Here is a 23,964-nt window from a genome sequence, read left to right on the forward strand (position 1 = left end):
AGAAATATACTCTATTTTCCATTAACGGCCTGCCGCAGCTTCCTAAAGCGCAGGTTTCTTCCCGACATTTTACTGTGAGGTCGCGACATTCCTCTTTCTTCATCCGTGAAGATGAGCTCCTCCATCATTTGCTGGACATCCAGCAGGGCTTCGGCATAGGGTTGGTACAACACACGCTCCGGCAGTTCACCGGGCTCTTCTTCCGCGTCCCAGAGCCCGGCCCGGTGCCAGGGTGAAAGATGGTCCCAATCGGGACGGTCGATGATGGGGTAAAGACAGATGCCCCATAAAGGTATACCTGCCTGCAGGGCGGCGGCGCATTCCTCTGCAACAAAACGGATCCAGTGCGGACGGTCTATACCAGGGTGGCTTGTCTCTGCCAGCACAATGGGCTTCTGGTAGCGGGTATAGGCCATTTGCAACAAATTACGCAAAGGCTGCCAGCGCTCGTCCTGGTGCTCGTTCACCCAGCTCAGTTGTGCGTGCGTGCCCAGCTCCCACTGGTTGCTGTAGTAGTAGTTGAGCCCCAGTATATCCAAGAATTCCGGCCGGCCGCCCAGTTCGGGGCAAACATGGCCGCAAAGCATATCCACCGCTTGGAATTGGTGCTCATGTGCCAGCTGCGCTTCGGCCTGTAGCTCCGGCGAGCAGTCACGAGGGGCCACTATATTTACCAGCGGCTCTGTAGTCAGTATCCGGATGTTCGGGTCGATCTCGCGCATGCCCGCTATACCTTCTATGTAGGCCCGCATCAAACCGTATTTTACTTCCCAGCCTTGCCTGGTGCAGTATGGCGAAGTGCCCCGCACATCCCCCCCCAACCAGGAGATAAAACTCACTTCGTTGATCGGTGTGACCACCAGCGGACCATCCGGGAAATGGGAACGGTAAAACCGCACAAATGCACGGCACATAGCGGCAAAGCGTCGGGCAAACATGGGGTGCAGCGGCGTCAGATCATCCGGGTATCCAAAATGGCATAGGTCCCATACCTGCTGTATGCCCAGTGCCCTGCCCTGCTTCAGCATGGTGCCGACGGTGGTCCAGTCGTATTGGTAGGGAGCTTTCTCCACCTGGCTCCACCTTATACCTTCACGCACTGCGCTGATATGGAAAGGCGCCAGGTTCTTATAGTCCTGTTCCAGCAAAGCGAGGTGCCCTGTCAGGGTGAGGAAGTCCACCCTGTTACCAAAAGCATTGAGTTTATCGGTGCACTCAAACCCAGCCATCCAGAAGGACTGAAAAGGACTTTCAAGTAAAGTGGTGTTTGTTGCGTTGTCTGCCATAAGCCTGTGGGGTAGGAATTGCCTGCTACCTGACCGGCAGCAGGTAAAAATGGATCTTTATCGGGTTCTTTTGCTAGTGACTTCTGTACCGACCTGCAGTGTAGCCCCGTCTATTTTTACGCTATGCCCGTTGTGCCCTACCAAAGCGCTATCCAGCAAAGGCAGCACCTCTTCCTGGCACGACAGCTTTTTAAATAGCGTGAGCGCCTGCGCCACCACTTGGTCCATGTTGTAGTACTTGTAAGTAGCCAATCTGCCGACAAAGTGTACGCCCGGTGTGGCATCTGCCAGCTTTTTGTACTGGTTGTAGATAGCCGCATTCTCAGGGCGCGGCACCGGGTAATAGGGGTCTCCCTCAGCCTGCGGGTATTCGTATACCACGCTCGTTTTGGGATGCTGCTGCCCCGTCAGATACTTGAACTCCGTGATGCGGGTGTAGGCGTGCTCGTTAGGATAGTTCACTACTGCAGCAGGCAGGTGCACGGGCGCATCCAGCGTTTCGTGTTTAAACTCGAGCGAGCGGTAAGGGAGTTTTCCAAACCTGAAATCAAAATATTCATCTACCGGCCCGGTATAGATCATCTCTTTAAAAGGAATTACGTCGAGTATTTCGTGGTAGTCCGTATTGAGCATGATCTTGATGTTGGGATGGGCCAGTAGCTTTTCGAACATGTTGGTGTAGCCGTGTAGTGGCATGGCCTGGAATGTATCGGTAAAATAGCGGTCATCGCGGTTGATGCGCACCGGCACGCGGGAGGTCACCGACTTGTCCAGTTCCGATGGGTCCATGCCCCATTGCTTACGGGTATAGTTGCGGAAGAACTTTTCGTAAAGCTCCCGTCCTACCTTGCTCACCACTACATCTTCAGAGGTCCGCACCGGCGATACCTCTTCTGCCACGGATTTAAAGAAATCATCCACTTCAAAAGAGGTCAGGCTGAGGCCGTATAATTTGTTGATGGTATCGAGGTTGATGGGCATGGGGACCAACTGTCCGTCTACGCTTGCGAGCACCCGGTGCTCATAAGGGCGCCAGGCCGTGAAGAGCGACAGGTAGTCGAACACCTCCTTTGAGTTAGTATGGAAAATGTGCGGCCCGTATTTGTGCACCAGTATGCCGTCTTCGTTATAATGATCGAAGGCGTTGCCGGCAATATGCGGACGCTTATCAATAATGAGTACTCTTTTATGCAGCTGCGAGGCCAGGCGTTCAGCTAGCACACTGCCGGCGAACCCCGCTCCTACGATCAGGTAGTCGAACATATGGTATTGAATTATAATGTAAGTGATTACTCCTGATCAGGCCTGCTGCTTTTTCAGCTCCAGGGCACCCACGATCAGTCTGGTCATACTGCTCCAGGTATTATCCCAGGAAAGGTCGGCCATGAAACCATCTACCGCATCCAGCCATTGTTTATCCTCCTGCTGTGTCAGGGCGTGCTCCACAGCTGTGATGAAGGAATCGGAGGTGTCGGCAATGTGCACCAGACCGGCCTCCCCATAAGGGCGGACTACATCCCGGATCGGAGTTGACACCACAGGTTTGCCGGCCGCCAGGTACTCGGGTGTTTTAGTCGGGCTGATAAATTCGGTAGACTCATTGATGGCGAAAGGAAGGAGCGCCACATCCCAGCCACTCAGGTAGGCCGGCAGTTCCTTGTAGGACTTCCCTCCCAAATAGTGAATGTTGGCGTGACGGGGCAGTGTAGCCGGATCGATTTTCACCACCGGTCCGATCATGATCAGGTGCCAATCCGGTCGGGCAGTTGCCAGGGCTTCCAGTAGTTCGAGGTCCATACGTTCGTCAATCACCCCAAAGAAACCAATGCGGGGCCCCGGTATACTGGCCTGATCAGCGGGCTCTGGCAATCGGGTGCGCGCCTTGGAAAAGTGTGCCTTGTCGATGCTGCTTGGAAAGGCATGAACCTGTGGGTGCTGCTTTTTCTTGGCCTCGTACAGGCTTTGGCCTCCCGTAAAAACAAGGTCTGCTTTCTGAAAGAGCGCGCGTTCCAGTTCTTTGAGTTGTGCGGGCGCAAATCTGAAAGCCGATAGCTCATCCATACAGTCGTAAACGGTGAGCACCGGCGAAAAGTGCGCCGTAAAGCCGAGAGCCATTGGTGTATAGTACCAGAAAAGGTAATGCGTCAGTTGCTGTTCAACGAATAGCTGGTTCAGTAGATTGCGTTGTGCAGTCACCACAGCTTCTACGGAAAAACCATGGGGCATGTACGGCACGACGAGTTGTACATGCCCTTCGCGCTCCGCCACCTGCAGGTATGGCTCCTGGCAGTCAGTGAACAGGGGCTCTTCCACGAAGAAAACACGCGCATGCCTGGCAAAGCGCGAGAGCAGGTGCTGTGGCCGCTGGTAGACAAAATCCCAGCGCAGGTGCGACAGGCAGACCACATCTGGTAAGCCCTGAAAGCCGTTTGCAAGTGCTGTCCCTCCAGCCAGTTTTTTGTGTGATAAAGTTTCTCTGTCAGAAACCACACTTGTATTGTCCTCGCCGACTGATGCCGGCGCATTTGATTCAGAGTTCGTTTTAAACATAGCGTTATTTAAGAGACTTAAGGCCAGGCTACAGGTTAGCAACACGAATTACCAGCCTGATGAGACAAGTTTTACTTACTACGTAAATTGAGGTCAATCAACTCAAGAAATTACACGTATTTTCACTGGTTTATACACTTAATTCTTACATTCTTTATACCTACTTTCTTCTACTAAGGAATTTACTGGTGCCCGATAGGCTGATTTTACAACAGAATGCCTATTTTGCAAATTAGAAAAAGCAGGTAGCAGGTATGGCTGATTCACAAGTGACAGACAAAGAAGGGATAAGGGGGAATGGCATCGGGATACGCAACGAACGGTCGCTGCATGCCGCCCTGAAGCGATGGTATGCTCAGCCCGGCGATTGCTTTGAAGTACCTGTTAGCGGATTTGTGATTGACCTGGTGCGCGGAGAACAGTTGGTCGAGATACAGACGCGAAATTTCACCGCCATCCGGCCAAAACTGCAAACCCTCGTACAAGAGCACCGCGTACACATGCTGCACCCGATCACGCTCGAGAAATGGATTGTGCAGGTAGATAAGTCCGGTGGTTCAATTTTGTCAAGGCGAAAGTCAACTACGAAGGGAGCGCTGACTGATCTGTTTGAAGAGCTCGTACGACTGCCGGAATTGATGACCAATGCCAACTTCTCCATTGAGTTCCCGCTGATACAGGAAGAGGAAGTGCGCTGCAAAGACGGCAAAGGCAGCAAACGCCGCAAGCGCGAAAGCCTGAAAGACAGAAGGTTGGTTAGTGTGGTCTCGTCCAGGGTGTTCAGCAAGAGTACCGATTTTCTGGAGTTCCTGCCTCCTACCCTGACCCAGCCCTTTTCGAACAAATGCCTGGCAAAGGCTACCGGGCTGCCCATGCACCGCTGCAGGCAGATCACCTACTGCCTGCGTAAAATGGATGCGATTGTGGTAGTCGGAAAAAGAGGGAATGAGCTGCTCTACGAGTGGTAGTGAGTAAAAACAAAACGAAAGCAATCCGGTAAATCCAGAAAAGCATTATATTGTCATACCTTATACGCAATTCGAACCTTAACACTAAACTATACCCTGATGCCATCCATCACGCCTATTAAGACCGACGAAGCTGCTTCACAGTCTACAGAATCAACGCGGGACTATAGAAATTATACCTCTCCGCTGATCGTCGTTACGCTCCTCTTCTTTATGTGGGGCTTCATTACCTGTATGAACGACATCCTGATCCCGAAACTGCAGGAGGTATTTACGCTGCAGCTCTGGCAGGCCATGCTCATCCAGACAGCCTTCTTTGGGGCCTACTTCATTGTGTCGTTCCTGTACTTTATAACTTCCATCGTTAAGGGCGATCCTATCCAGAAGATCGGGTATAAGAACGGCATAATCATCGGTCTGATCGTGGCGGCCCTGGGCTGCACCCTCTTTTACCCGGCGGCCGAATTTCATAGCTATGGTCTTTTCCTGATGGCTTTGTTTGTGCTGGCATCCGGTATTACGGTACTGCAGATCACGGCCAACCCTTATGTAGCAATCCTGGGCCCGCCCGAAACCTCTTCCAGCCGCATGAACCTGTCGCAGGCACTTAACTCCTTCGGCACCACCATTGCCCCTATCATCGGCGGTTACCTGATCTTCGACCAGGTGGCTTCTGCTCAGATTGATACGGCGGACTCCGTGAAACTCCCCTACCTGGGACTTGCCGCGCTTTTATTGCTGTTGGCTCTGTTAATTAAGGTGGCTAGGCTTCCACGTTTAGAAGGCAGCGGTAAAATTGAAACCGGCGCTGTGGCTATGAAGCATCCGCATCTGGTGTTGGGCATTATCTGTATCTTCATGTATGTGGGCGGTGAAGTAAGCATTGGCAGTGCCCTGATCAACTACATTAAACTTCCGCAGATCACAGGCCTGACCGAATCGGAGGCGAAACATTACCTGGCCTTCTATTGGGGTGGTGCCATGATCGGTCGCTTTTTCGGGGCAGTCGCCTTGAGCACCCTGAAGCAAACCGGCAAGTATGCTGTGATCGGCTTGATCGCTCTGGTTACTTTTTTTACAGTGTACGTGCTGTATGACCTCAACGAAGCGCTGATCATCTTGGGTTTGATTGCGCTGAACGTGGTCGTGCTGATGCTGGCCCGCTTTATACCTAACCGCACCGTAGGTCTGTTTGCCATGGCCGTGATCGGCTTGCTGCTGATTGGGGTGTTGGCGGAAGGTTCGCTGGCCATGTGGGCAATCATCGCCATTGGCCTGTTCAACTCCATCATGTTCCCAACCATTTTTGACCTGGCTATTAAAGGACTCGGCCGTCATACCAGCCAGGGTTCTTCCCTCCTGGTAATGGCCATCGTAGGCGGTGCCATCGTGCCCCCGCTGCAAGGCCTGTTCGCCGACCTGACCGGCGACCTGCAGCTGTCCTTCATCATCCCGATGATCTGCTACGCTTATATTGTTTATTATGGCTTTGTTGGGTATAAAGTGAAGGAGGTGTAGGTATAATTGACACACACTGAATTTCAAATAAAAAAGACCGCAGGTAAAACTGCGGTCTTTTTTTGTCTGAATCAGGATTTAAGGATTTACAGGATTTTCATGCACGATTGACATCCCCCTGCCCCCTTCAAAGGGGGACTTTTGGCCATTACCGTTAAACAGCTACAGCATAGTGGCAAACGCCGTTTAGGCTCCTAATGATTTAACCTCCCCCGACCCCTCCTTGTCTAAGGCGCGGAGTCTGATACTACCATAGCTAAAGGTATAGGCTTCGTCGCATCTGTCAAGACCACCGGCAGGTTTAGCAATACTTACTTGCACTCTCACTACGAAGCAGAAAACTGTACCCGGTGCACCAATGACGATTTTGTGTTTGAGCGGTCAGCGAGTTTAAAATCGTCTTGATTTTTTTGCTTACTGGGGGTAGGGGCCCTCTTTCTTTTCATCAAGGAAAAAAGTGAGGCCCGCCCGGCCAGGGCAGGTTATAAAACAACACTAGTTGCTATACTTGTAGCAGCAGTTGCTATAAAGCATGCTATACCTAATTAAGGCGCTACAGCAAAAAGCTTCCTATTCGGCTTGCTGCCCATATAAAAAGTAATCTTCCCGCCATTCATGATCTCGCTATGCGTCAGGAAAGCGCGATTCACCGGCTTCCCATTCAACTCCATCTTCTGCACATACACATTCTTATCACTCTGGCTTTTCACGTCGATGGTAAAGGTTTTGCCATTCTCCAGATTGATCGTAGCTGACTTAATGGCCGGACTGGTGATGGCATATTGGTCGGAACCAGGGGCTACCGGGTAGAAGCCCAGAGTGCTGAAAATGTACCAGGCACTCATCTGACCGAAGTCGTCGTTACCGCCGAGTCCGTCAACTGTTGGCTTGTACATGGCTTTGAGTACCATGCGGGTGCGATGCTGTGTTTTCCAGGGTTGGTCGGTCCAGTTGTAGAGGAAAGGCACGTGGTGCGAGGGCTCGTTGCCGTGCACGTAGTTCCCAATGATGCCTTCCCGGGTAATGTCTTCAGTGTTCTCGAAGTACTTATCCGGCAGCTCCATCGTGAAGAGCGAGTCCAGGCGCTGGCCAAAACGGGTCTTCCCTCCCATCATCGCGATCATCTGGGCCGGGTCGTGGGGCACGTAGAGACTGTAGTTCCAGGAGTTGCCCTCGATGAAGCCCTGCCCGTGTGTATCCAGCGGATCAAACTCCTGCTTCCAGGTGCCGTCGCTCAGTTTCGGGCGCATAAAGCCGGATTTGGCATCATACACATTTTTGTAGTTCTGGGCACGCTTGCTGAACTCTTCGTAAATGTCCTGCCGGTTGAGTTTTTTTGCCATCTGCGCAATGCACCAGTCGTCGTAGGCGTACTCCAGCGTTTTCGATACCGAAGACCCGTTCTTATCCTCCGGCACGTAGCCCATGTCCATGTAGTATTCCAGTCCATCGTAGTAGCGGGTGCGTGCGGTCTGCACGCAGGCATCCAGGGCGCGATTTGCATCGAAATTGCCATTGCCTTTCATCACAGCATCGGCAATCACGGGCACGGAATGGTAGCCGATCATGCACCAGTTCTCGTTGGCGTAGTGCGACCAAACCGGCAGCATTTTGTGTACGCTCTGGTCGTAGTGGGCCAGCATCGATTTGATCATGTCGTTGTTGCGTGCGGGCTGCAGGATGTTGAACAGCGGGTGTAGCGCCCGGTAGGTGTCCCAGAGCGAGAAGCTGGTGTAATTGGTGAAGCCATCGGCCTGGTGCACGTTCATATCGAGCCCTCTATACCTGCCGTCCACGTCCATATAAGTAGTTGGACCTAGGAAAGCATGGTACATAGCGGTGTAGAAGTTCACGAGGTCGTCTTTGCCGGCATCGACAACCACTTTGCTGAGCTCTTTGTTCCAGGCGGCCTGTCCCTCGCGCTTCACCCGCTCAAAGTCCCAGTGCGGAATCTCGGCTTTCATGTTAGCCAAAGCGCCTTCGATACTCACCGGAGAAAGGGCAAATTTGATCTTGATCTTCTCCCCTTCTTCTGTTTTGAAATCGAAATAAGCACGGATCTTTTTGCCGGCGAACTCCGGGAAGTTCTTGGTCTGGTCGAACTTGCGCCAGAAGCCTTTGTATACCTGTGCCTCGGAATAATCTTTATTGCCATACTGGTAGAAGGGCTTGTTGAAGGCCATGGCAAAATAGACTGTGCGGGTGCGGGCCCAGCCGTTGGTCTGCCGGTAGCCGGTGATCAGGGTATCGTTCTCCACGCGCACGAAGGTCCAGGTGGTTTTGCCGTCGTAGTTGTAAATGCCCGACATCAGATCCAAGATAATGTGCGCCTCGTCCGACTTCGGGAAGGTATACTGGTGCATGCCCACGCGGTTACTGGCCGTCAGTTCTGCCAGGATGTTGTGGTCGTCAAGCTTCACCTTGTAGTAGGCCGGCTCTGCCACCTCGTTTTGGTGTGAGAAAGCCGATCGGTAGCCGCTTTCCGGCTTGTCTGCCGTGCCCGGATTCAACTGTAGCTTGCCGGTAGTCGGCGCGATCAGGAAGTCGCCCAGGTCGGAGTGGCCGGTGCCGCTGAAGTGCGTATGACTGAAACCGACGATCGTTTTGTCGTCATACTGGTAGCCGGCACAGTACTTGTACACGTCCTTGTTATACTTGCCGTTCACCTCGTAAGGTATGGTATCGGTATCCGGACTCAACTGTACCATGCCAAAAGGCACCGTGGCTCCCGGATAGGTATGGCCCATCTTGGCAGTACCGATCATGGGGTTAACATACCTGACCAGATCAGGAGCTGAGGACTTCTTTTGGGTAAATGCCAGGAGGGGAATCAGCAGCAGAACAGATAGGGCTATACTTCTCATAGAACGGGCTGTAGGTTCGGGAATCAGGTTAGGATGACGTGTTTAAAGTTAAGGGTTATTTTTAAAATATAGTCCCTTGCTTTGTTTGAGGTTTTTAACTCAGAAGAGCTGATTCGGATTTATCAATCCGAATCCTAATAGAGGGCCCCTACCCCCAACTGTTGCGGGTCTCCAGAACAGCGTGTATCGGCACACGGGGATTAGGAAATCCCCTACCGTTTACTTCGGGATTTATAAATCCCAAAGAGCTCTCGTATGCTACTTTTATGCAGATCCATTAGAAGCTCGGAGCCTCGATAAAGCTCTTCCGGACATCCATGTCCGGAAGTATTTCTGCAGGGGACATCCGTGTCCCCATATACCTACAGACCTACACACGGGGATGTGGACATCCCCAACAGCTTTCTTCGGGACATGGATGTCCCGAAGAGCGTGTGAGCAGTAAGCGGTTGCTTTACAGATTCCATCAACTGATAGAATTACTATGTCATTTCGACAATAGGAGAAATCTGAAGCATTGTGCAGACATTTAAATAACCCAGATCTCTCCTTTCGTCGAGATGACAGATGTGGCTGAAATCACCTCCGCATGGTTTCAGCAAATTGACTAAATTGCACCACTACTTTTCAATACCCTGCTTTTAAACTTAGCCGCCTGATGGATTTTATTGCGCTTGATTTCGAAACGGCCACACCCCAACGTGACAGCCCCTGTGAGATAGGTATAACCGTGGTGCGCGACAGGCGAATCGTCGAAACCCGGTCCTGGCTGATCAAGCCTTTGTATTACCCGAATTTTAATTCCTTTAACATTGCTGTGCACGGCATCCGGCCGGCTGACGTAAAAGACCAGCCTGATTTTGCAGAGCTCTGGCCGCAGCTAAAGCCCTATCTCGAAAACCAGTTGCTGATCGCCCACAATGCCAGTTTCGACATGAGTGTGCTGCGCAAAACCTTGGCGACCTATGGTATTCCGCTGCCAGAGGCGCGTTATACCTGCAGCCTGAAATTTTCGAAGAACATCTGGAAAGGGATGCACAAGTACGATCTCAAAACGCTCTGTACCATGCACCGCATCGATTTTCTGCATCACCGTGCCGCCTCCGACGCCGACGCCTGCGCCCGTCTCTCACTAAAGGCCCTCGACCTGACGGGCACCAACTCGGAAGAAGAGTTTGATGCGCGCATGGGGAGCAAGATCAGCCGTGTCTGATCGCTAATGTGCAGTCACCCGGCGGCAGTATTCCCCTAAAAGGGAAAAGACCCGTACTCCACTCTTTTCGTGGCGGCCAGCAGTGGGCGTCCATCCAGGTATAATCAGGCCGAATTCCGCTCGGCGTTGATGATACCAAATGAGCAGCGCATCACCAACTTCTCGTATACCTGTTTTTCTTGCGGCGTTGCCCCCTGTTCTTCCAGACTCCGGATGCGGGCCAGTGCGTACTGCTGAATTGTGATGAGCGGTAACTCGATGCGTTGCCGTAGCCGGATCGAGAGCTCATCCATGGGTTTGTCGGCCATCAGCGTGTCGGCCCCCGCCAGCAGGAGCACGTATTTTTTCGTCCGCTCAAACTCCTCGTATATCTGCTGCCAGAGCGGGCCGTAAGTGGGATGCTCCGCCAGGTAGGCCGTCACCGGAAAAAAGCACTTCTTCATGGCCATCTCGGAGTTGTCGAGTAGGGTTTTGAAGAACAGCGAGTTTTTGTAGAGCTGCTGCAATTTAGGCCAGTACCCTTTCGCATGTAACGCCTCCAGCGCCCTGCCCACGCCGTAGTAACCCGGCAGGTTCTGCTTCAGCTGACTCCAGGCGCCCACGTAGGGCACGGCGCGCAGATCATCCAGATTGAGCTTGCCGGATTTGCGCTTCGAGGGGCGACTGCCGATGTTGGCCTCACCGTAGTAGCGCAGCGGACTTACATAGGTGAGGTACTCCAGGAAAACCGGATTGTTCTTCAGTTCGACATAAGCGTCGTAGCTCACTTCGGCGAGCTCCTGCAGCAGCTGGTCATCCTCCTGGCTGAGGGTGGGCTTTTTGCGGTTGAACAGACTGTTGCTGATGCCGGCGTGCAGAAGCTGCTCCAGGTTGAAGCGGGCCGCATCCACGGAGCCAAAGTTGGAACTTACCGTCTGGCCCTGAATGGTGAGCTGAATCTCTTTGTTGGCGATGTTGTTGCCCATGGAAGCGTAAAACTGCTGCGTTTTGCCACCGCCCCGGGCCGGCGGACCTCCCCGGCCGTCGAAGAAAATCACCTCCACGCCATACGCGCGGCTCACCTGCGTGAGCGCCTCCTTGGCTTTGTAGATGCTCCAGTTGGCCATCAGGTAGCCGCCGTCTTTGGTGCCGTCGGAGAAGCCGAGCATGATGGTCTGTGTGTTGCTGCGCCGCTGCAGGTGCTCCCGGTATACCTCATTTTCATAGAGCTGGCGCATAACGGCCGACGCCTGCTGCAGGTCCGTAATCGTTTCGAAGAGCGGCACGATGTCTACGGTGAGGGCCTCGGCTTGCCAGCCATTCAGGCGGAACAAAGTATAGACCTCCAGCACATTGAGGGCACTGGTGCAGTGGCTGATAATATAGCGGTGGCATCCCTCCTCCCCGTTGCGCTCCTGTATGGTCCGGATAGCGTTTACAGTTTGCAGCGTGTCCTGCAGCAGCTCATCATCAGCGAACAGATCGAGGTCTTGCAGACTGTCTGCTATACCTGTCAGGGCAGCAATTTTCTCCCCATCCGGAAGCTGCGCATAGTCTTTTGGCAGCAGGTCGGTATGTTGCGAAAGCTCCTCAAACAGGTGGCTGTGCACAGAGGAATCCTGGCGGATGTCGAGTGTGGCGAAGAACAGGCCAAAGAGCTCCGCTTTGGTGATCAGCGCCTCCACCTGTTTTAAAAACAAACTGTTGTGCTCTTCCAGCAATAGCCTGCCTATCTCCCGCAGTGATGTGAGGATATCCTCCTGCTTCAGATCCAGGGTATAGCCGGGCACAAACAGGTGATTGTAGAGCCTGGCTTCCAGCTCCTTGAGCAGATCTTCCACGCCCCTGAAAGTCAGGCGGCGCCTGAGTCGGCGTATGTCTGCATAGTAAGCCCTGATGGCCGCGACCCGCAGCGCATCGGCCACCTGCAGCGTGGTGTCTGCTTTCACAAAAGGATTGCCGTCGCGGTCCCCTCCCGGCCAGAAGCCCATCCGGATCAGTTTAAAGCCCGGCCGGATCACACCCGGGAACTGTGCGTCCAGGTAAGAAATAATGTCGCCGGAAGCACGGTAAAAAACATTCTCCAGAAACCAGATCAGGCTTATAGCCTCTTCGTAGGGTGTGGGTTTCTCTTTCTTGAAAAAGGGCGTCTTGCCCAGCTGCCGCAGGTATGAGTGCGCCTGCGAGGTATTGTCAGTCGCAAGTGCCTGCGACAGGTCGTTGATGATGCCCAGCACATTGCTCGGGTAGAACTGCGTTGGGTGGGCCGTGAGGACCAGGCGCACCGCAAACTCCTGCATTTTGCGGGCCAGCTGCTCCTGCGCCTGCTCGTGCAGCACCGCGATACTCAGTTGGTTCATGGTGCCTGCGCCGTGCATGTCGTGGGTGTCGCGGAAGGCGGCCTCTTCCAGAGCATCGAACAGCACCACCTGCCGCTCCGCATACTGCACAAAACGGAAGAGCAGGTCGTGCTGCTCCTGCTCAGTGCGGTAGTTGGTGTACTGCGCAAAGAAGCTCTGGATGATCTCCTGCGGACTCTGCTGACGCTCGTAGCCGTCCTCACAGTGCAGTACCAGCAGCGAGAGCAGCACGCCTGTTTTTTCCACCCGGTGGAAGGGCAGCGACGAGAACAGACTGTTATACATTTCATAGCGCGTGCCAACCAGGGTGGAGAAGGCTTCCAGGTTGGTATCGGCACGGAGGGTACTGTGCGTGGTCATAGTTTCAGGGAGAAGGTGTGTCTGTCGCTGAAGATAAGAAATAAACCTAAACCTATTTCAAAGCGTCATTATCCGGCTGCAAAACAAGGCCAGTTAAAACTGTATGGCTGAGCTGCGTTGCCGTTCTTATACGGGAGACATCGTAAAAACAGAGTCAACGCACTTCGAAGGCTGATCTAGCCAGGGGCAGTGCCCCGCCCCCTCCACCACCACAAATTCGCAGTTTTGGATAGCCGCTGCTTTCTGCCTTCCGGTAGCAGGAAGTTCAAAAGCGTCCTGATCGCCCCAAATGAACCTGACCGGCACAGCAAGCCCGCCCAGCTGATCGCCCAGGTAGTATTTGTTTTTCCATCCCCGCAGTGTGAGCACGTTTTCCAGCAGCGTGGTGAATGATTTCATGGCGCCTGGCAACAACTGGCTGTAATAGGAATGCCGGAGGTAGGCTTCCGAGAGATGGGCCACATCGGCCACGAAAAGCTCCTTGTGCAGCTTCCTGACATTTGGAATGGAAGGTCTGCCGACCGTATTTATCAGGAGCGTGTTCACCCCCCGGGTACCCAGTAGTCTAAGCAGGAGCGGAATACGGTGGTTCATGCCGGCAGGCGCCCCCATGAGCAGGAGCTTATTTACCCGTTCGGGATACTGCATGGCGAAACAGATACTGAAGTAGCCACCCATGGACTGGCCCAGCAATGAAGCTTTCTCCAGGCCCACAGCATGCATGAACGTACCTACAAAGTCGATAGCCTCCGACCGGAAATCAAGGCCCCGGTAATCCATATAATCAGACAAGCCGCAGCCGGGCCTGTCGACCACCAACAGGTGAAAACGCGCTGAGAGAGGCCGCAGGATATTTATCCATTCCCCGGCATGGCTGCCACCGCCGTGCAGCAGCAACAGCGGCTCTCCGTCTCCCAGTTCCAGGTAATGGATCGTCTTACCCAAGCCATCCACAAAAACCTTTTTTGACTCAGGCTGTATTCCCTCCTGTTCAAAGAGTGTCTGCCGTGTGCTGATGTAACCCTCTATTGCTTCCATCGCGCTTGATTGTTTTATAGCTTCTGCCGGGCCAGCAGAAGCCACTGCCGTTTAGCCCCGCACATTCTTGTATACGTAGGCGGCGCTTCGAAAGGCTCCATACCTGTAACCACTCCTGCAACAGTATACTGCACTTCATTAAGAGGTTTTCTTACTCCCTGCAGATCACTGGCAGGTATAGGAGAAGCGGTTCTTAACTTCTGCAAGCCCCTGACCGGGCAATCAGCCAGAGCAGCTTTACTTTGTCGCAAATCGCCCTTCATTTGTCAATTTTCACCCCCTTTTTCCAGCCCTGTCAGTTTATCTTTGTACTAGTTAGAGCAAGGCAGACAAGCGGCCTGGGGCTATTAGGATCAGGTGCAACAGCCACATGAATTCAAGTGTTTACACCTGTATTCATTTGATTTTTATATGTACATTCATATTGCACCTTGTCAATCCTGATCACAAGTCAATCTTTTCAAAATAAGCTAAATACTATGGAAAACACTTCAAAAACCACAACCGTCACCATCAGCGCAAACGTACAGGCTCCGGTAGCGAAAGTCTGGCGATGCTGGACCGAGCCGCAGAACATTACCAGATGGAACAATGCCTCCGATGACTGGCATACCCCACGGGCTGAAAACGACCTTCGGGTGGGTGGCACGTTCCTCTCCAGAATGGAGGCCAAAGACAGCAGCATGGGCTTTGACTTCAACGGTACTTACACCGATGTGCAGGAGCACGAGCGCATCGCCTATGCCCTGGAGGACGGTCGAAAAGTAGAGATCACATTTGAGCCAGCAGGCAATGAAACCCGCGTTACGGAAACCTTTGACGCAGACCCAAGCCATTCGGTGGAGATGCAACAGGCAGGCTGGCAGGCCATTCTGGATAATTTCAAAAACTATGTGGAAGCTTTTTCAAAGCCCCGCACGCTGCACTACGAAATAAGCATACAGGCACCCGCCGAAAAGGTATACCGCACCATGCTCGACCCGGAGCAGTACAAGGCCTGGACCGCTGTGTTTCATCCGACCTCGCATTACAAGGGCTCCTGGGAGAAAGGCGCTAAAATACAGTTCCTGGGTCTGGACGACAAGGGCGTTGCCGGTGGCATGGTCAGCCGGATAAAGGAGAACATTCCGAACCAGTTTATCAGCATCGAGCACCTGGGCCTGGTGCAGGACGGCACCGAGATCACGAGCGGACCGGAAGTAGCCGAATGGGCGGGTGCGCTGGAGAACTATACCTTTACCGAAAAGCAGGGCGAAACGGTACTGGCCGTTGACGTGGACACGAACCAGGAGTATGAAGCGCACTTTTCAGAAACCTGGCCTAAGGCGTTGCAGAAAATTAAGGCCATGTGCGAAACCGGATCCTAAACTTTTAACCCACAAAATAAAACGATGGCAGCAGTAAGCACCTACCTCAACTTCACGAACCAGACCGAGGAAGCCTTCCTTTTCTACAAATCCGTTTTCGGGACTGAGTTTGTCGGGAACATCTCCCGCTTTGGCGACATCCCTCCTTCCGAGGACATGCCGCCTATACCTGAAGCAGACAAAAACCTGATCATGAACATCGGTTTGCCGATTTTGGGCGGACACCTGCTAATGGGAACGGACGCGCCTGAATCGATGGGATTCCGGCTGACGAAGGGCAACAATGTGTACATCACCCTGCACCCCGACTCCCGCGAAGAAACCCAGCGCCTGTTCAAGGCGCTTTCGGAAGGAGGCAAAGTAGAACAGGAACTGCAGGATATGTTCTGGGGCGACTACTACGGCAGTTGCGAAGACAAATTCGGCGTGCACTGGATGTTCAACTGCGACCAGAAGTAATTTCGAACAGAAATCATAAAAACAAAAGAGCCGCTCTTTCAATTATGGAAGGCGGCTCTTTTGCTTTTAAGTGTCCTTTTGTATTTCTGTAAGGTAAATCTTTGGCTCTAAACTAACATACAGGGATGCATCCTAACATAGTAAAAAGCAATATTATAACTACCCTATATAATATTTATTTTGTACCTTGTTCTCCTATAATGTTACAACAATAGATTAGCTTACTTACAAAAATCATTTGTGCTTGTAAGAATACTTTATGCATGTAATGATTCAATAAAATCTGATAAAATAGTTTTGGCTTTTGAAACATTTGAAAATTAATATCAACTAAAAATCTAGGCTTTGAAAACTTTACTTGTACAACTCAGCGATATTCACTTTAAGGGAGAAAATGATCCTATACTTAATAAAACTGATGAACTAGTATCAGCAATTTCTGCAGAAATTGTAAACGATACCTTCATAATTTTAACACTTACTGGAGATATAGCTTTTTCAGGTGATGAACTAGAATATGTAGTTGCTGCTGATTGGTTGAAGAGTATAAAGAAGAAACTATTTTCTAAGAACTCCTTTATTAAGGATATAAAATATGTTTTTATTCCTGGGAATCATGACTGCGACTTCAGTACCCCTCAGAGCGCTAGAAACTTAATTATAAAGAATATTCATAACGAGTCTGTCACACCTGATATCGTTGAAATTTGCACAAGTGTACAAAGCACTTTCTTTGATTTTGTTAAAGAAATGACAGGAGTAAACATTGAAGGATTAGACCAAATGTTTGCCACTATTAATGTCGATGTGTCAGGCTATAATTTTGTTTTTAATTGCATAAACACAGCTTGGGTTTCCCAAAGGAATGAAACGCATGGAAGCATGTTTTATCCAACCCATCTTATTAATACCAAAGCAAGCAAAACTGATATATCTATCACTTTATTTCATCATCCCTATAACTGGATTATGGAGATGAACAACAGAAGCTTTAGAAAAGTTATTGAAGATCAGTCAGATATACTTATGTCTGGTCATGAACATGACTCTAGTGTCAAAAGGATTGGAGGAATGAGTGGAGAAATTACTGAATATTTTGAAGGTGGTGCGTTGCAAGACTCAAGTGATCCTGATAATTCAAGCTTCAATCTAATTTTCATAGATCCTGAAAATCTACTACAAAAGTTTATAATATATAAATGGGAAAAAAACCACTATACTACTACATATAGAAGCCAAGGATGGGAAGAATTCCAGGGTAATAAATTAAGAAAAAAAAGAGCCTTTGAGATTTCAAAGGCACATCTAGATTGGCTTGAGAATCCCGGCGTAAATATAAATCATCCAGTAAAAGGAAATTTGAAACTGGAAAATTTCTTTATTTATCCAGATTTAAGAGAGTCATCATATGGTAGAGGTGAAACAAATTCTATTATACAAGGAGATCAATTACTCGAACAGCTAATTTCACTTGAAAATATTTTAATAACAGCTCCTGAACAAGGCGGAAAAACTGGGTTAGCTAAAACACTATATAAAGACCTCCTTAAAAAAGGTCTTGTTCCAATACTTATTTTAGGACAGTCTTTCAAAGCTAGAAATAATGAACAAGTTATTGAATATTTCATATCACAGGCTGAAGAACAGTATGAAGGCGAAATAACTGACAAGTATAAACAACTCGATTATAGTCAGAGAATACTTATAATCGATAGCTTTCATAAATTAAAAATTGCTCGCGGCTACGAAAAAGATTTTTTATCGTTACTTGAAGCATACTTTGGCAAGGTCATCCTATTGTCCAATGATATCGCTCAACAAATCAATGAAATCACTGATGCGAAAAGAATGATTGAGGAGAGAGCTTCTTTTAGAACCTTTAGAATACTCCCCTTTGGTTACGTTAGAAGAAATGTATTGATTGAAAAGTGGTTGCTACTTGATTCATCGCTTCACGAAAATGAAGAACTTCTGGCAAATAAATTACTTTCTATTGAAAGAACAGTAGATACCATAGTTGGAAAAAACTTTGTACCTGCGTTTCCTATAATTATTCTATCAATCCTCCAGAATAACGATAGCATAACACCTATTGACGTGAGTGCAAGTACTTATGGCTACTTTTATGAATTGTTCATTCGTAATGCCTTAGCAAATGGTTCAACTAAAATTCAGTTTGATGTAAAAATAGCCTACCTTTCTTACGTAGCTTATCAGATGTTTTCTCTTACTAAAGAGGAGATTCCAGAAGATAAATTTGAAGAACTTCATAGAGAATATGAAGTTGAATATGATTTAAAAATTTCATTTGATGGTATTAAAGCAGAATTAGAGAAATGTTTAATCCTAATTAAGATAGGAGATACATATGAGTTTAAGTATAAGTATATGTATTACTATTTTGTAGCTAAGTATCTAAATGATTTTATTACAAATGAACATGTAAGGCAAAAGGTCAAAGAGTTGTGTCATAATCTCTATATTGAAGATTACGCAAATATTTTGTTATTTCTTGCGCACCTATCTAGAGATCCATTCATAATACAGGAAATGACCATAGCGGCTAAAAATCATTTCAAAAATGACAGACCTGCTAATCTTGACAAAGACCTTGAGTTCCTACAATTTAATGATCCCCAGTTTTTAGATAATAATAACGGAACATTAAGTATAGAATATGTTGAAAAAGATGTAGCAGAAACTAGAAAAGAAAGATTACATGAGTTAGATAATTTGGAAAATGGGCATGATGAGTATGAAAATGACCCTAGTGAGCATAGTGCTGAAGAATTTGAGCAAATGTCTCTATATGCCAAAGAATTAGGAGGTGCATTCAGAACTTTACAAATACTAGGACAAATACTAAAAAATTTCCCAGGATCGTTACCAGCGACTCAAAAACTCCAGATAGCTAAAGAGTGCTATGAATTAGGTTTAAGATCTTTAGGGAACATGTTATCTCTCCTTTCTGAAAATCGAGATCATATTGTCAGATATGTAGTTGAACTACAAAGAACAGAAGAGCCAAATTTCACTAATGATGAGCTACTACAAAGAGCTAAGCAGTCAATCTTAGGATTAACACAAACTATTTCATATAGCACTATAAAACGTGTAGCCGCATCAGTTGGGTCGCCAAGTTTGAATGAGACATACAATCGTCTAATTAGGGAATATGATACCCCAGCAATACACTTAATACACAGTTCATTACAGTTAGACCATGCTGCTAATTTTCCTCAGGCTAATTTAGTCCAATTAGGTAAAACTTTAGAAAAAAAATTCATTCCATTATCAATCCTTAGACATATGGTTGTTAATCATTTTCACCTGTTCCCAGTTCATTTCCAAAGCAAACAAAAAGTTTGCGAGGGCCTTGGTATACCTTACAAACGACTACAATCTACAAACCCAAAAGCAAGGTTAACCAAATAAGTTTTTATATTAATTAGTACCATAATTTAAAGCGAAGGCGAAATGTGAGTTTGTCTATCTAGCAGATGTGCACACTGACCCCTTCGAGAGCTAGTTAAATGGTTTTGACTATGCAGAGACAAGTATGACTTCCATCTTATCTATGTACAATACTGATAAAATATTGAGGAAATTGGGATTGTACGAATAAAAAAACTGAAGACTCAAAACGATCATTTATGTAGTAGATACAGGTGATGTTGTTATCGGCAATAGAGGCGAAATTCTTAGATGAATTCTTCCACTATTGAGGGGGTATCAATTATTGGTAAAACAAGTATAAAATGACCTAAATTCAGAAAAAGTGTAAAGCTTGATGAATTAAAATTTACTACTAATACTATAAGTTTAGAAGGTGTAAAGCTAGTGACAACATCCCAACTCATCTCCCACTTCCAAAACATCAATACATGGAAAAGCAAAGGCATTCGTGCACCACATAAGCCTTTACTCATGCTTTTGGCATTGGGAGAGATTCAAAGAGGCAATACAGGTTTTATACCTTACACAAGTATAGATCCCAGACTTAGAGACTTACTACTTGATTTTGGTCCTCAGCGTAAAACCTTATACCCAAACTTCCCATTCACCAAGCTGGCGAATGATAACCTGTGGCAGTTCAACAAGCCTGAGTTACTGGACACCCGGCAGGACTACAGTTCTAAGTTTCTACGTGATCACGATCTGCAGGGGAAATTCCCGGATGAGGTGACACTACAGCTAAAGCAAGACCCGGAATTATTGCGAACTGTGACTGAACTGATACTGGAACAGAATTTCCCTGACACGCTTCATCAGGATATATTGGATGCTGTTGGGCTGGATATTACGGCAACACCAATTGGCAATAAAGCAAAGACTCCTAGAAAGCGTGTCCCGCAATTTCGGGAAAACATCCTGAAAGCTTATGAATATCAATGCGCTGTTTGCGGCTTTGGTGTTCGGCTTAAGCATAAAGTATTAGCACTTGAAGCAGCGCACATCATGTGGCACCAGGCTGGTGGACCAGATGTCGAAGTGAATGGCCTTGCTCTCTGTGCCACACATCATAAGCTCTTTGATTTGGGTGCTTTTACTGTTAACCCTGATTTACGACTGTTAGTATCAGATGAAATAAATGGTATAGGAGCACAGGAATGGCTTCTGCAGCATCACGGCAAATCAATCCGACCTCCGCAGAAGAAAGCTTTCTACCCCAATCCTGACTTCACCATCTGGCATGTAAACGAAGTATTCAAAGGCGGCTACCGAGATTTGTAATCCCCTTCCCTATCTTTGCCTCCCATGCACATCATCGACAAACTCGCCTGGATCGAAATCCAGGACGGCAAAATACTCAGCACCCGAAGCAAGGGCAGATCCAAATACTATTTCCCCGGCGGAAAACGCGAAGCGGGCGAGAGCGACTTCAAGGCACTGTCGCGTGAAATAAGCGAAGAGCTTAGCATTGACCTGTTCGAGGCCAGCACCCGGTTTCTGGGTATATTTCAGGCGCAGGCCGATGGCCATCCGGATGGGGTGCAGGTGCAAATGACCTGCTATACAGGTAACTATACGGGCAAAATTGCCGCAGCCAGTGAAATAGAAGAAGTCGTGTGGCTTACTTATCAGGACAGAGAGGCCGTGTCGCCCGTTGACCAGATCATCTTCGACTGGCTGAAAGATCAGAAGCTTCTCCACTAACCCAAAGCACTTTCTAAAACTTCCCCCACCAGACACAGCTTCGCACCGGCACTTGCCGTACATTTGCGGTATGCTGCAGGAGCTGAGACAATTTTTCAGGAGTACCGACTTTGTAAAGGCGCTGGTGATCACCTTTGGTGCCGCTGTGCCTGTTTCGCTGGGGCTATGGCTTGGGCAGGTGCCCTACTTTTTGAGCGTCGCCATGGGCGTGGTGCTGGCTTCGGGAAGCGATGTGCCGGGCAGCAGAAAGCATAAAACCGTGGGTATATTGGCAGCGGCAGCTATTGCTATGCTGGCCAGTATCGCCATCGGCCTGGCATCGGGTAGTCTATACCTGCTGCTGCCGGTACTGGCTGTGCTGGTGTTTGCCATCTCCTTTATTTCCGTGTATGGCTTCCGGGCTTCGCTGGTGTCTTTTGCCGGACTGATGGCCATTGTGATGAGTTTTGTGCACGTGCATGCGGGCGCCGACATATTTATACACGGTTTGCTGATGGCTGCGGGTGGCCTGTGGGCGCTGCTGCTTTCGCTTGTTTTCCATTCGCTGCTCCAAAGACGGCAAACTGAAAACCTGATCATTACCTGTCTGCGGCAGACGGCCCGCTACATACAGCTGCGTGGCAAGCTGACGACGGAGAGCCCGGACCAGGAGGCGCTGCAGAAGGAACTCTACAACCTGCAGGTGAAACTGAACGAGACCCACGAAGCCCTGCGCGAAGTGCTCCTGCACGAAAGGCAAAGCTCCGGCACTTCCAACTACCACCGCAAGCAGCTCCTGATCTTTATCGAGCTGATCGACATCCTGGAATTATCGCTAGCCAACCCGGCCAATTATGAGCGGGCCAGAGCACTTTTCGGACAGTCCGTCAGGGTGCTGTTGCCTTTCATTAAGCTGGTTTTTGAATTGTCGGCCAAGCTGGACGACCTGGCCGACAGTATGCAACAGGGGCTTGCCCTGTCAGCAGAGAAAGACCTGGAGCCCTTGCTGCAGAAGTGCAACGACAGCATCCGCCAGTACGTGGAAGAACTGCAACTACCCCAGGCCCGGGAGGGTGCGCTCCTGCTCCACAATTTGCTGGACTACGAAGAAAAACTGCTGCAAAAGATCGCCTCGATCGAGCGGGTGTACCTGGACCTGGAGGACCAGCAAAGTATCGGTATGCAGAGCAGGGAAAGCCGGCAGTTTATCACCCAGCAGGATTATGACGTGCGGATCTTACGCGATAACCTCTCCCCAGAGTCGCCCATCTTTAAGCATGCCGGCCGGCTGACGATCGCGATGCTGGTGGGCTATGTGCTGGGCATCCTCTTCCCGATTCAGAACGCTTACTGGATCCTGCTCACGATCGTGGTCATCCTGAGGCCCGGCTATACCTTAACGAAAGAGCGGTCGAAGCACAGGCTCTACGGTACTTTGCTGGGTGCCGTGATAGCGGGCACGGTGGTGCTCCTGGTGCAGAACGTATACCTGTATGGCGTGCTGGCGCTGGTTTCGCTGGTTCTTTCTTTCGCTTTTGTGCAGCGAAACTACCGCACCTCCTCTATTTTCGTGACCACTGGTGTCATCTTTATCTATGCCCTCATCTCCCCGGATGCCTTCGACGCGATCCAGTTCAGGGTGATCGATACCCTGACAGGCGCTGCCATTTCCCTGGGAGCTATCTCCTTTTTGTGGCCTTCGTGGGAGTTGCTGAGCATCAAAGGAAATATTGTGAAGGCCCTTAACGCCAACCGCAGCTACTTGGCCGAGATAGACAGGTATAGCCATCAAAAATCGCAGAACACTACGGCCTACAAACTCGCCAGAAAAGAAGCCTTCCTGCAGATGGGCAATCTGAATGCGGCTTTCCAGCGGATGAGCCAGGAACCGAAGTCTGCGCAGCAGAAGCTGATGGAGATCTATGAGATCGTCGGCCTGAACCATACCTTCCTGGCGGCTGCGGCTGCGCTGGGCACCTTTATCCGGGACAACAAGACAGAGGCTGCTTCGGAAGACCTGCACCTGATCATCAAGTCGATAGACGCCAACCTGGCACAGGCCCTGCAAACCTTGCAAGAGGAGGTAGAGGCAGAAGAGGTGATGAAGAAAGAGCTGGTGGAGGCGTACGACCACCTGGAGGGCAGGTATAACGAACTGGTTGCCATACGCACCCGCGAGCTGGCCGGAGCCACGTATAAGCCCATCGCTCCCGGCTTCCTCAAAAACCTGAAGGAAGCCCGCCTGATCTCGGATCAGCTGAAGTGGCTGCACACCATCTCCGGTAACCTGAAGCATGCGGTGGAGGGACAGGCTTAATGTCCCTGGGCTGCCTTTGCGCTTACTGATAAAGGGACGGCAATTCAGGCACATTTCCCGTATCTTGCGTTTAATTATTATTAAAACAAATAACACCCATGCCCCACCAACCCCACTACTCTCCTATGGCCCGGCAGTTGTTCGGCCAGTTCCTGGACCAGGAAATAGACCGCGACACCCTGATCGGGCGTTTGCAGGAAATGGAACTGCAGCTACAGGCAGATGCCGACGAGGACAATGAAGATGAAGACGTAGTGGAAAGCACCCAATCGCTGCGCATCCGTATTTTTGGAGGCGATACGCTGGGCATGAGCATCAGGGAGATTGAACAGGACCTGCAGGATCCCTCCCACCCCAACGCCCAGATCCTGATGCGGGGAATTGCCTTCGGTTTGGCGGAAGATGAGCTGGAGGTGCATTACGAATAAAAAAATTACGTACCTTTATTCTATACCTTAAATCTATACCTATGGCAAAGTCACAAGACGCAAAAAAGGATGTAAAGAAAAAGCCGGCTAAAACTCCAAAGGAAAAGCAGGCCGCTAAACT

The 23,964-nt window shown here is 49.7% G+C and carries 16 protein-coding genes; 10 read left to right on the forward strand and 6 right to left on the reverse strand.

Annotated elements, in window-relative coordinates:
• Positions 1-11: 11 nt before the first annotated feature.
• From AC4QZR_RS08975 to AC4QZR_RS08985, 3 genes are read right to left on the reverse strand one after another with little or no spacing between them, the layout of a single operon-like run.
• Positions 12-1,286 (reverse strand): amine oxidase, encoded by a 1,275-nt coding sequence (locus AC4QZR_RS08975; protein WP_494480601.1) that lies wholly within the window; start codon positions 1,284-1,286, stop codon positions 12-14.
• A gap of 57 nt (positions 1,287-1,343) precedes the next feature.
• Positions 1,344-2,549 carry a UDP-galactopyranose mutase gene (gene glf, locus AC4QZR_RS08980; protein WP_494480602.1) on the reverse strand — a complete coding sequence of 402 codons (1,206 nt, stop codon included), beginning with the start codon at positions 2,547-2,549 and terminating at the stop codon, positions 1,344-1,346.
• Positions 2,550-2,585: 36 nt separating this feature from the next.
• Positions 2,586-3,836: a glycosyltransferase family 1 protein gene (locus AC4QZR_RS08985; protein ID WP_494480603.1), complete on the reverse strand. Its 1,251-nt coding sequence runs from the start codon at positions 3,834-3,836 to the stop codon at positions 2,586-2,588.
• A gap of 254 nt (positions 3,837-4,090) precedes the next feature.
• Here AC4QZR_RS08985 and AC4QZR_RS08990 point away from each other — a divergent pair, with 254 nt between their 5' ends.
• A complete protein-coding gene (locus AC4QZR_RS08990) occupies positions 4,091-4,804 on the forward strand; it encodes a DUF8091 domain-containing protein (protein ID WP_494480604.1) in 714 nt (237 codons plus the stop codon).
• Positions 4,805-4,903: 99 nt separating this feature from the next.
• Positions 4,904-6,322: a sugar MFS transporter gene (locus tag AC4QZR_RS08995; RefSeq protein WP_494480605.1), complete on the forward strand. Its 1,419-nt coding sequence runs from the start codon at positions 4,904-4,906 to the stop codon at positions 6,320-6,322.
• Between the two features lie 545 nt (positions 6,323-6,867).
• On the opposite strand, the gene AC4QZR_RS09000 is transcribed toward AC4QZR_RS08995, so the two are convergent.
• Complete coding sequence (locus tag AC4QZR_RS09000; RefSeq protein ID WP_494480889.1) at positions 6,868-9,210, reverse strand: GH92 family glycosyl hydrolase; 2,343 nt, start codon at positions 9,208-9,210, stop codon at positions 6,868-6,870.
• Positions 9,211-9,844: 634 nt separating this feature from the next.
• On the opposite strand from AC4QZR_RS09000, the gene AC4QZR_RS09005 reads away from it, so the two are divergent.
• A complete protein-coding gene (locus tag AC4QZR_RS09005; protein ID WP_494480606.1) occupies positions 9,845-10,399 on the forward strand; it encodes a 3'-5' exonuclease in 555 nt (184 codons plus the stop codon).
• 104 nt (positions 10,400-10,503) lie between these two features.
• Here the strand turns inward: AC4QZR_RS09005 and AC4QZR_RS09010 are convergent, their stop codons facing one another.
• A complete protein-coding gene (locus AC4QZR_RS09010) occupies positions 10,504-13,098 on the reverse strand; it encodes a phosphoenolpyruvate carboxylase (RefSeq protein WP_494480607.1) in 2,595 nt (864 codons plus the stop codon).
• A gap of 126 nt (positions 13,099-13,224) precedes the next feature.
• Positions 13,225-14,136, reverse strand: a complete 912-nt coding sequence (locus tag AC4QZR_RS09015; protein ID WP_494480608.1) for an alpha/beta fold hydrolase — start codon at positions 14,134-14,136, stop codon at positions 13,225-13,227.
• Positions 14,137-14,615: 479 nt separating this feature from the next.
• Here AC4QZR_RS09015 and AC4QZR_RS09020 point away from each other — a divergent pair, with 479 nt between their 5' ends.
• The 7 genes from AC4QZR_RS09020 to AC4QZR_RS09050 all read left to right on the forward strand — a co-directional run bounded on the left by AC4QZR_RS09020 (position 14,616) and on the right by AC4QZR_RS09050 (position 23,843).
• On the forward strand, positions 14,616-15,503 hold the full coding sequence (locus AC4QZR_RS09020) for an SRPBCC family protein (RefSeq protein WP_494480609.1): 888 nt from the start codon (positions 14,616-14,618) through the stop codon (positions 15,501-15,503).
• Between the two features lie 24 nt (positions 15,504-15,527).
• Positions 15,528-15,962, forward strand: a complete 435-nt coding sequence (locus AC4QZR_RS09025) for a VOC family protein (protein ID WP_494480610.1) — start codon at positions 15,528-15,530, stop codon at positions 15,960-15,962.
• A 345-nt stretch (positions 15,963-16,307) separates the two neighbouring features.
• A complete protein-coding gene (locus tag AC4QZR_RS09030; protein ID WP_494480611.1) occupies positions 16,308-19,397 on the forward strand; it encodes an anti-phage protein in 3,090 nt (1,029 codons plus the stop codon).
• 405 nt (positions 19,398-19,802) lie between these two features.
• Complete coding sequence (locus AC4QZR_RS09035; RefSeq protein WP_494480612.1) at positions 19,803-20,696, forward strand: phosphorothioated DNA-binding restriction endonuclease; 894 nt, start codon at positions 19,803-19,805, stop codon at positions 20,694-20,696.
• Positions 20,697-20,720: 24 nt separating this feature from the next.
• Positions 20,721-21,119 (forward strand): NUDIX hydrolase, encoded by a 399-nt coding sequence (locus tag AC4QZR_RS09040; protein ID WP_494480613.1) that lies wholly within the window; start codon positions 20,721-20,723, stop codon positions 21,117-21,119.
• Between the two features lie 70 nt (positions 21,120-21,189).
• On the forward strand, positions 21,190-23,415 hold the full coding sequence (locus AC4QZR_RS09045; protein ID WP_494480614.1) for an FUSC family protein: 2,226 nt from the start codon (positions 21,190-21,192) through the stop codon (positions 23,413-23,415).
• Positions 23,416-23,513: 98 nt separating this feature from the next.
• Positions 23,514-23,843 (forward strand): hypothetical protein, encoded by a 330-nt coding sequence (locus AC4QZR_RS09050; protein WP_494480615.1) that lies wholly within the window; start codon positions 23,514-23,516, stop codon positions 23,841-23,843.
• The last annotated feature ends 121 nt before the right edge of the window (positions 23,844-23,964 follow it).

Source organism: Pontibacter sp. YIM B11418 (genome assembly GCF_059278805.1).

Bases quoted from the DNA above. Each gene is read 5' to 3' on its own strand.
- AC4QZR_RS09010 (WP_494480607.1), bottom strand. From the start codon at position 13,098: ATGACCACGCACAGTACCCTCCGTGCCGATACCAACCTGGAAGCCTTC.
- AC4QZR_RS09015 (WP_494480608.1), bottom strand. From the start codon at position 14,136: ATGGAAGCAATAGAGGGTTACATCAGCACACGGCAGACACTCTTTGAA.
- AC4QZR_RS09045 (WP_494480614.1), top strand. From the start codon at position 21,190: ATGCTGCAGGAGCTGAGACAATTTTTCAGGAGTACCGACTTTGTAAAG.
- AC4QZR_RS08990 (WP_494480604.1), top strand. From the start codon at position 4,091: ATGGCTGATTCACAAGTGACAGACAAAGAAGGGATAAGGGGGAATGGC.
- AC4QZR_RS08995 (WP_494480605.1), top strand. From the start codon at position 4,904: ATGCCATCCATCACGCCTATTAAGACCGACGAAGCTGCTTCACAGTCT.
- AC4QZR_RS09005 (WP_494480606.1), top strand. From the start codon at position 9,845: ATGGATTTTATTGCGCTTGATTTCGAAACGGCCACACCCCAACGTGAC.
- AC4QZR_RS08985 (WP_494480603.1), bottom strand. From the start codon at position 3,836: ATGTTTAAAACGAACTCTGAATCAAATGCGCCGGCATCAGTCGGCGAG.
- AC4QZR_RS09040 (WP_494480613.1), top strand. From the start codon at position 20,721: ATGCACATCATCGACAAACTCGCCTGGATCGAAATCCAGGACGGCAAA.
- AC4QZR_RS09025 (WP_494480610.1), top strand. From the start codon at position 15,528: ATGGCAGCAGTAAGCACCTACCTCAACTTCACGAACCAGACCGAGGAA.
- AC4QZR_RS08975 (WP_494480601.1), bottom strand. From the start codon at position 1,286: ATGGCAGACAACGCAACAAACACCACTTTACTTGAAAGTCCTTTTCAG.
- glf (WP_494480602.1), bottom strand. From the start codon at position 2,549: ATGTTCGACTACCTGATCGTAGGAGCGGGGTTCGCCGGCAGTGTGCTA.
- AC4QZR_RS09020 (WP_494480609.1), top strand. From the start codon at position 14,616: ATGGAAAACACTTCAAAAACCACAACCGTCACCATCAGCGCAAACGTA.
- AC4QZR_RS09050 (WP_494480615.1), top strand. From the start codon at position 23,514: ATGCCCCACCAACCCCACTACTCTCCTATGGCCCGGCAGTTGTTCGGC.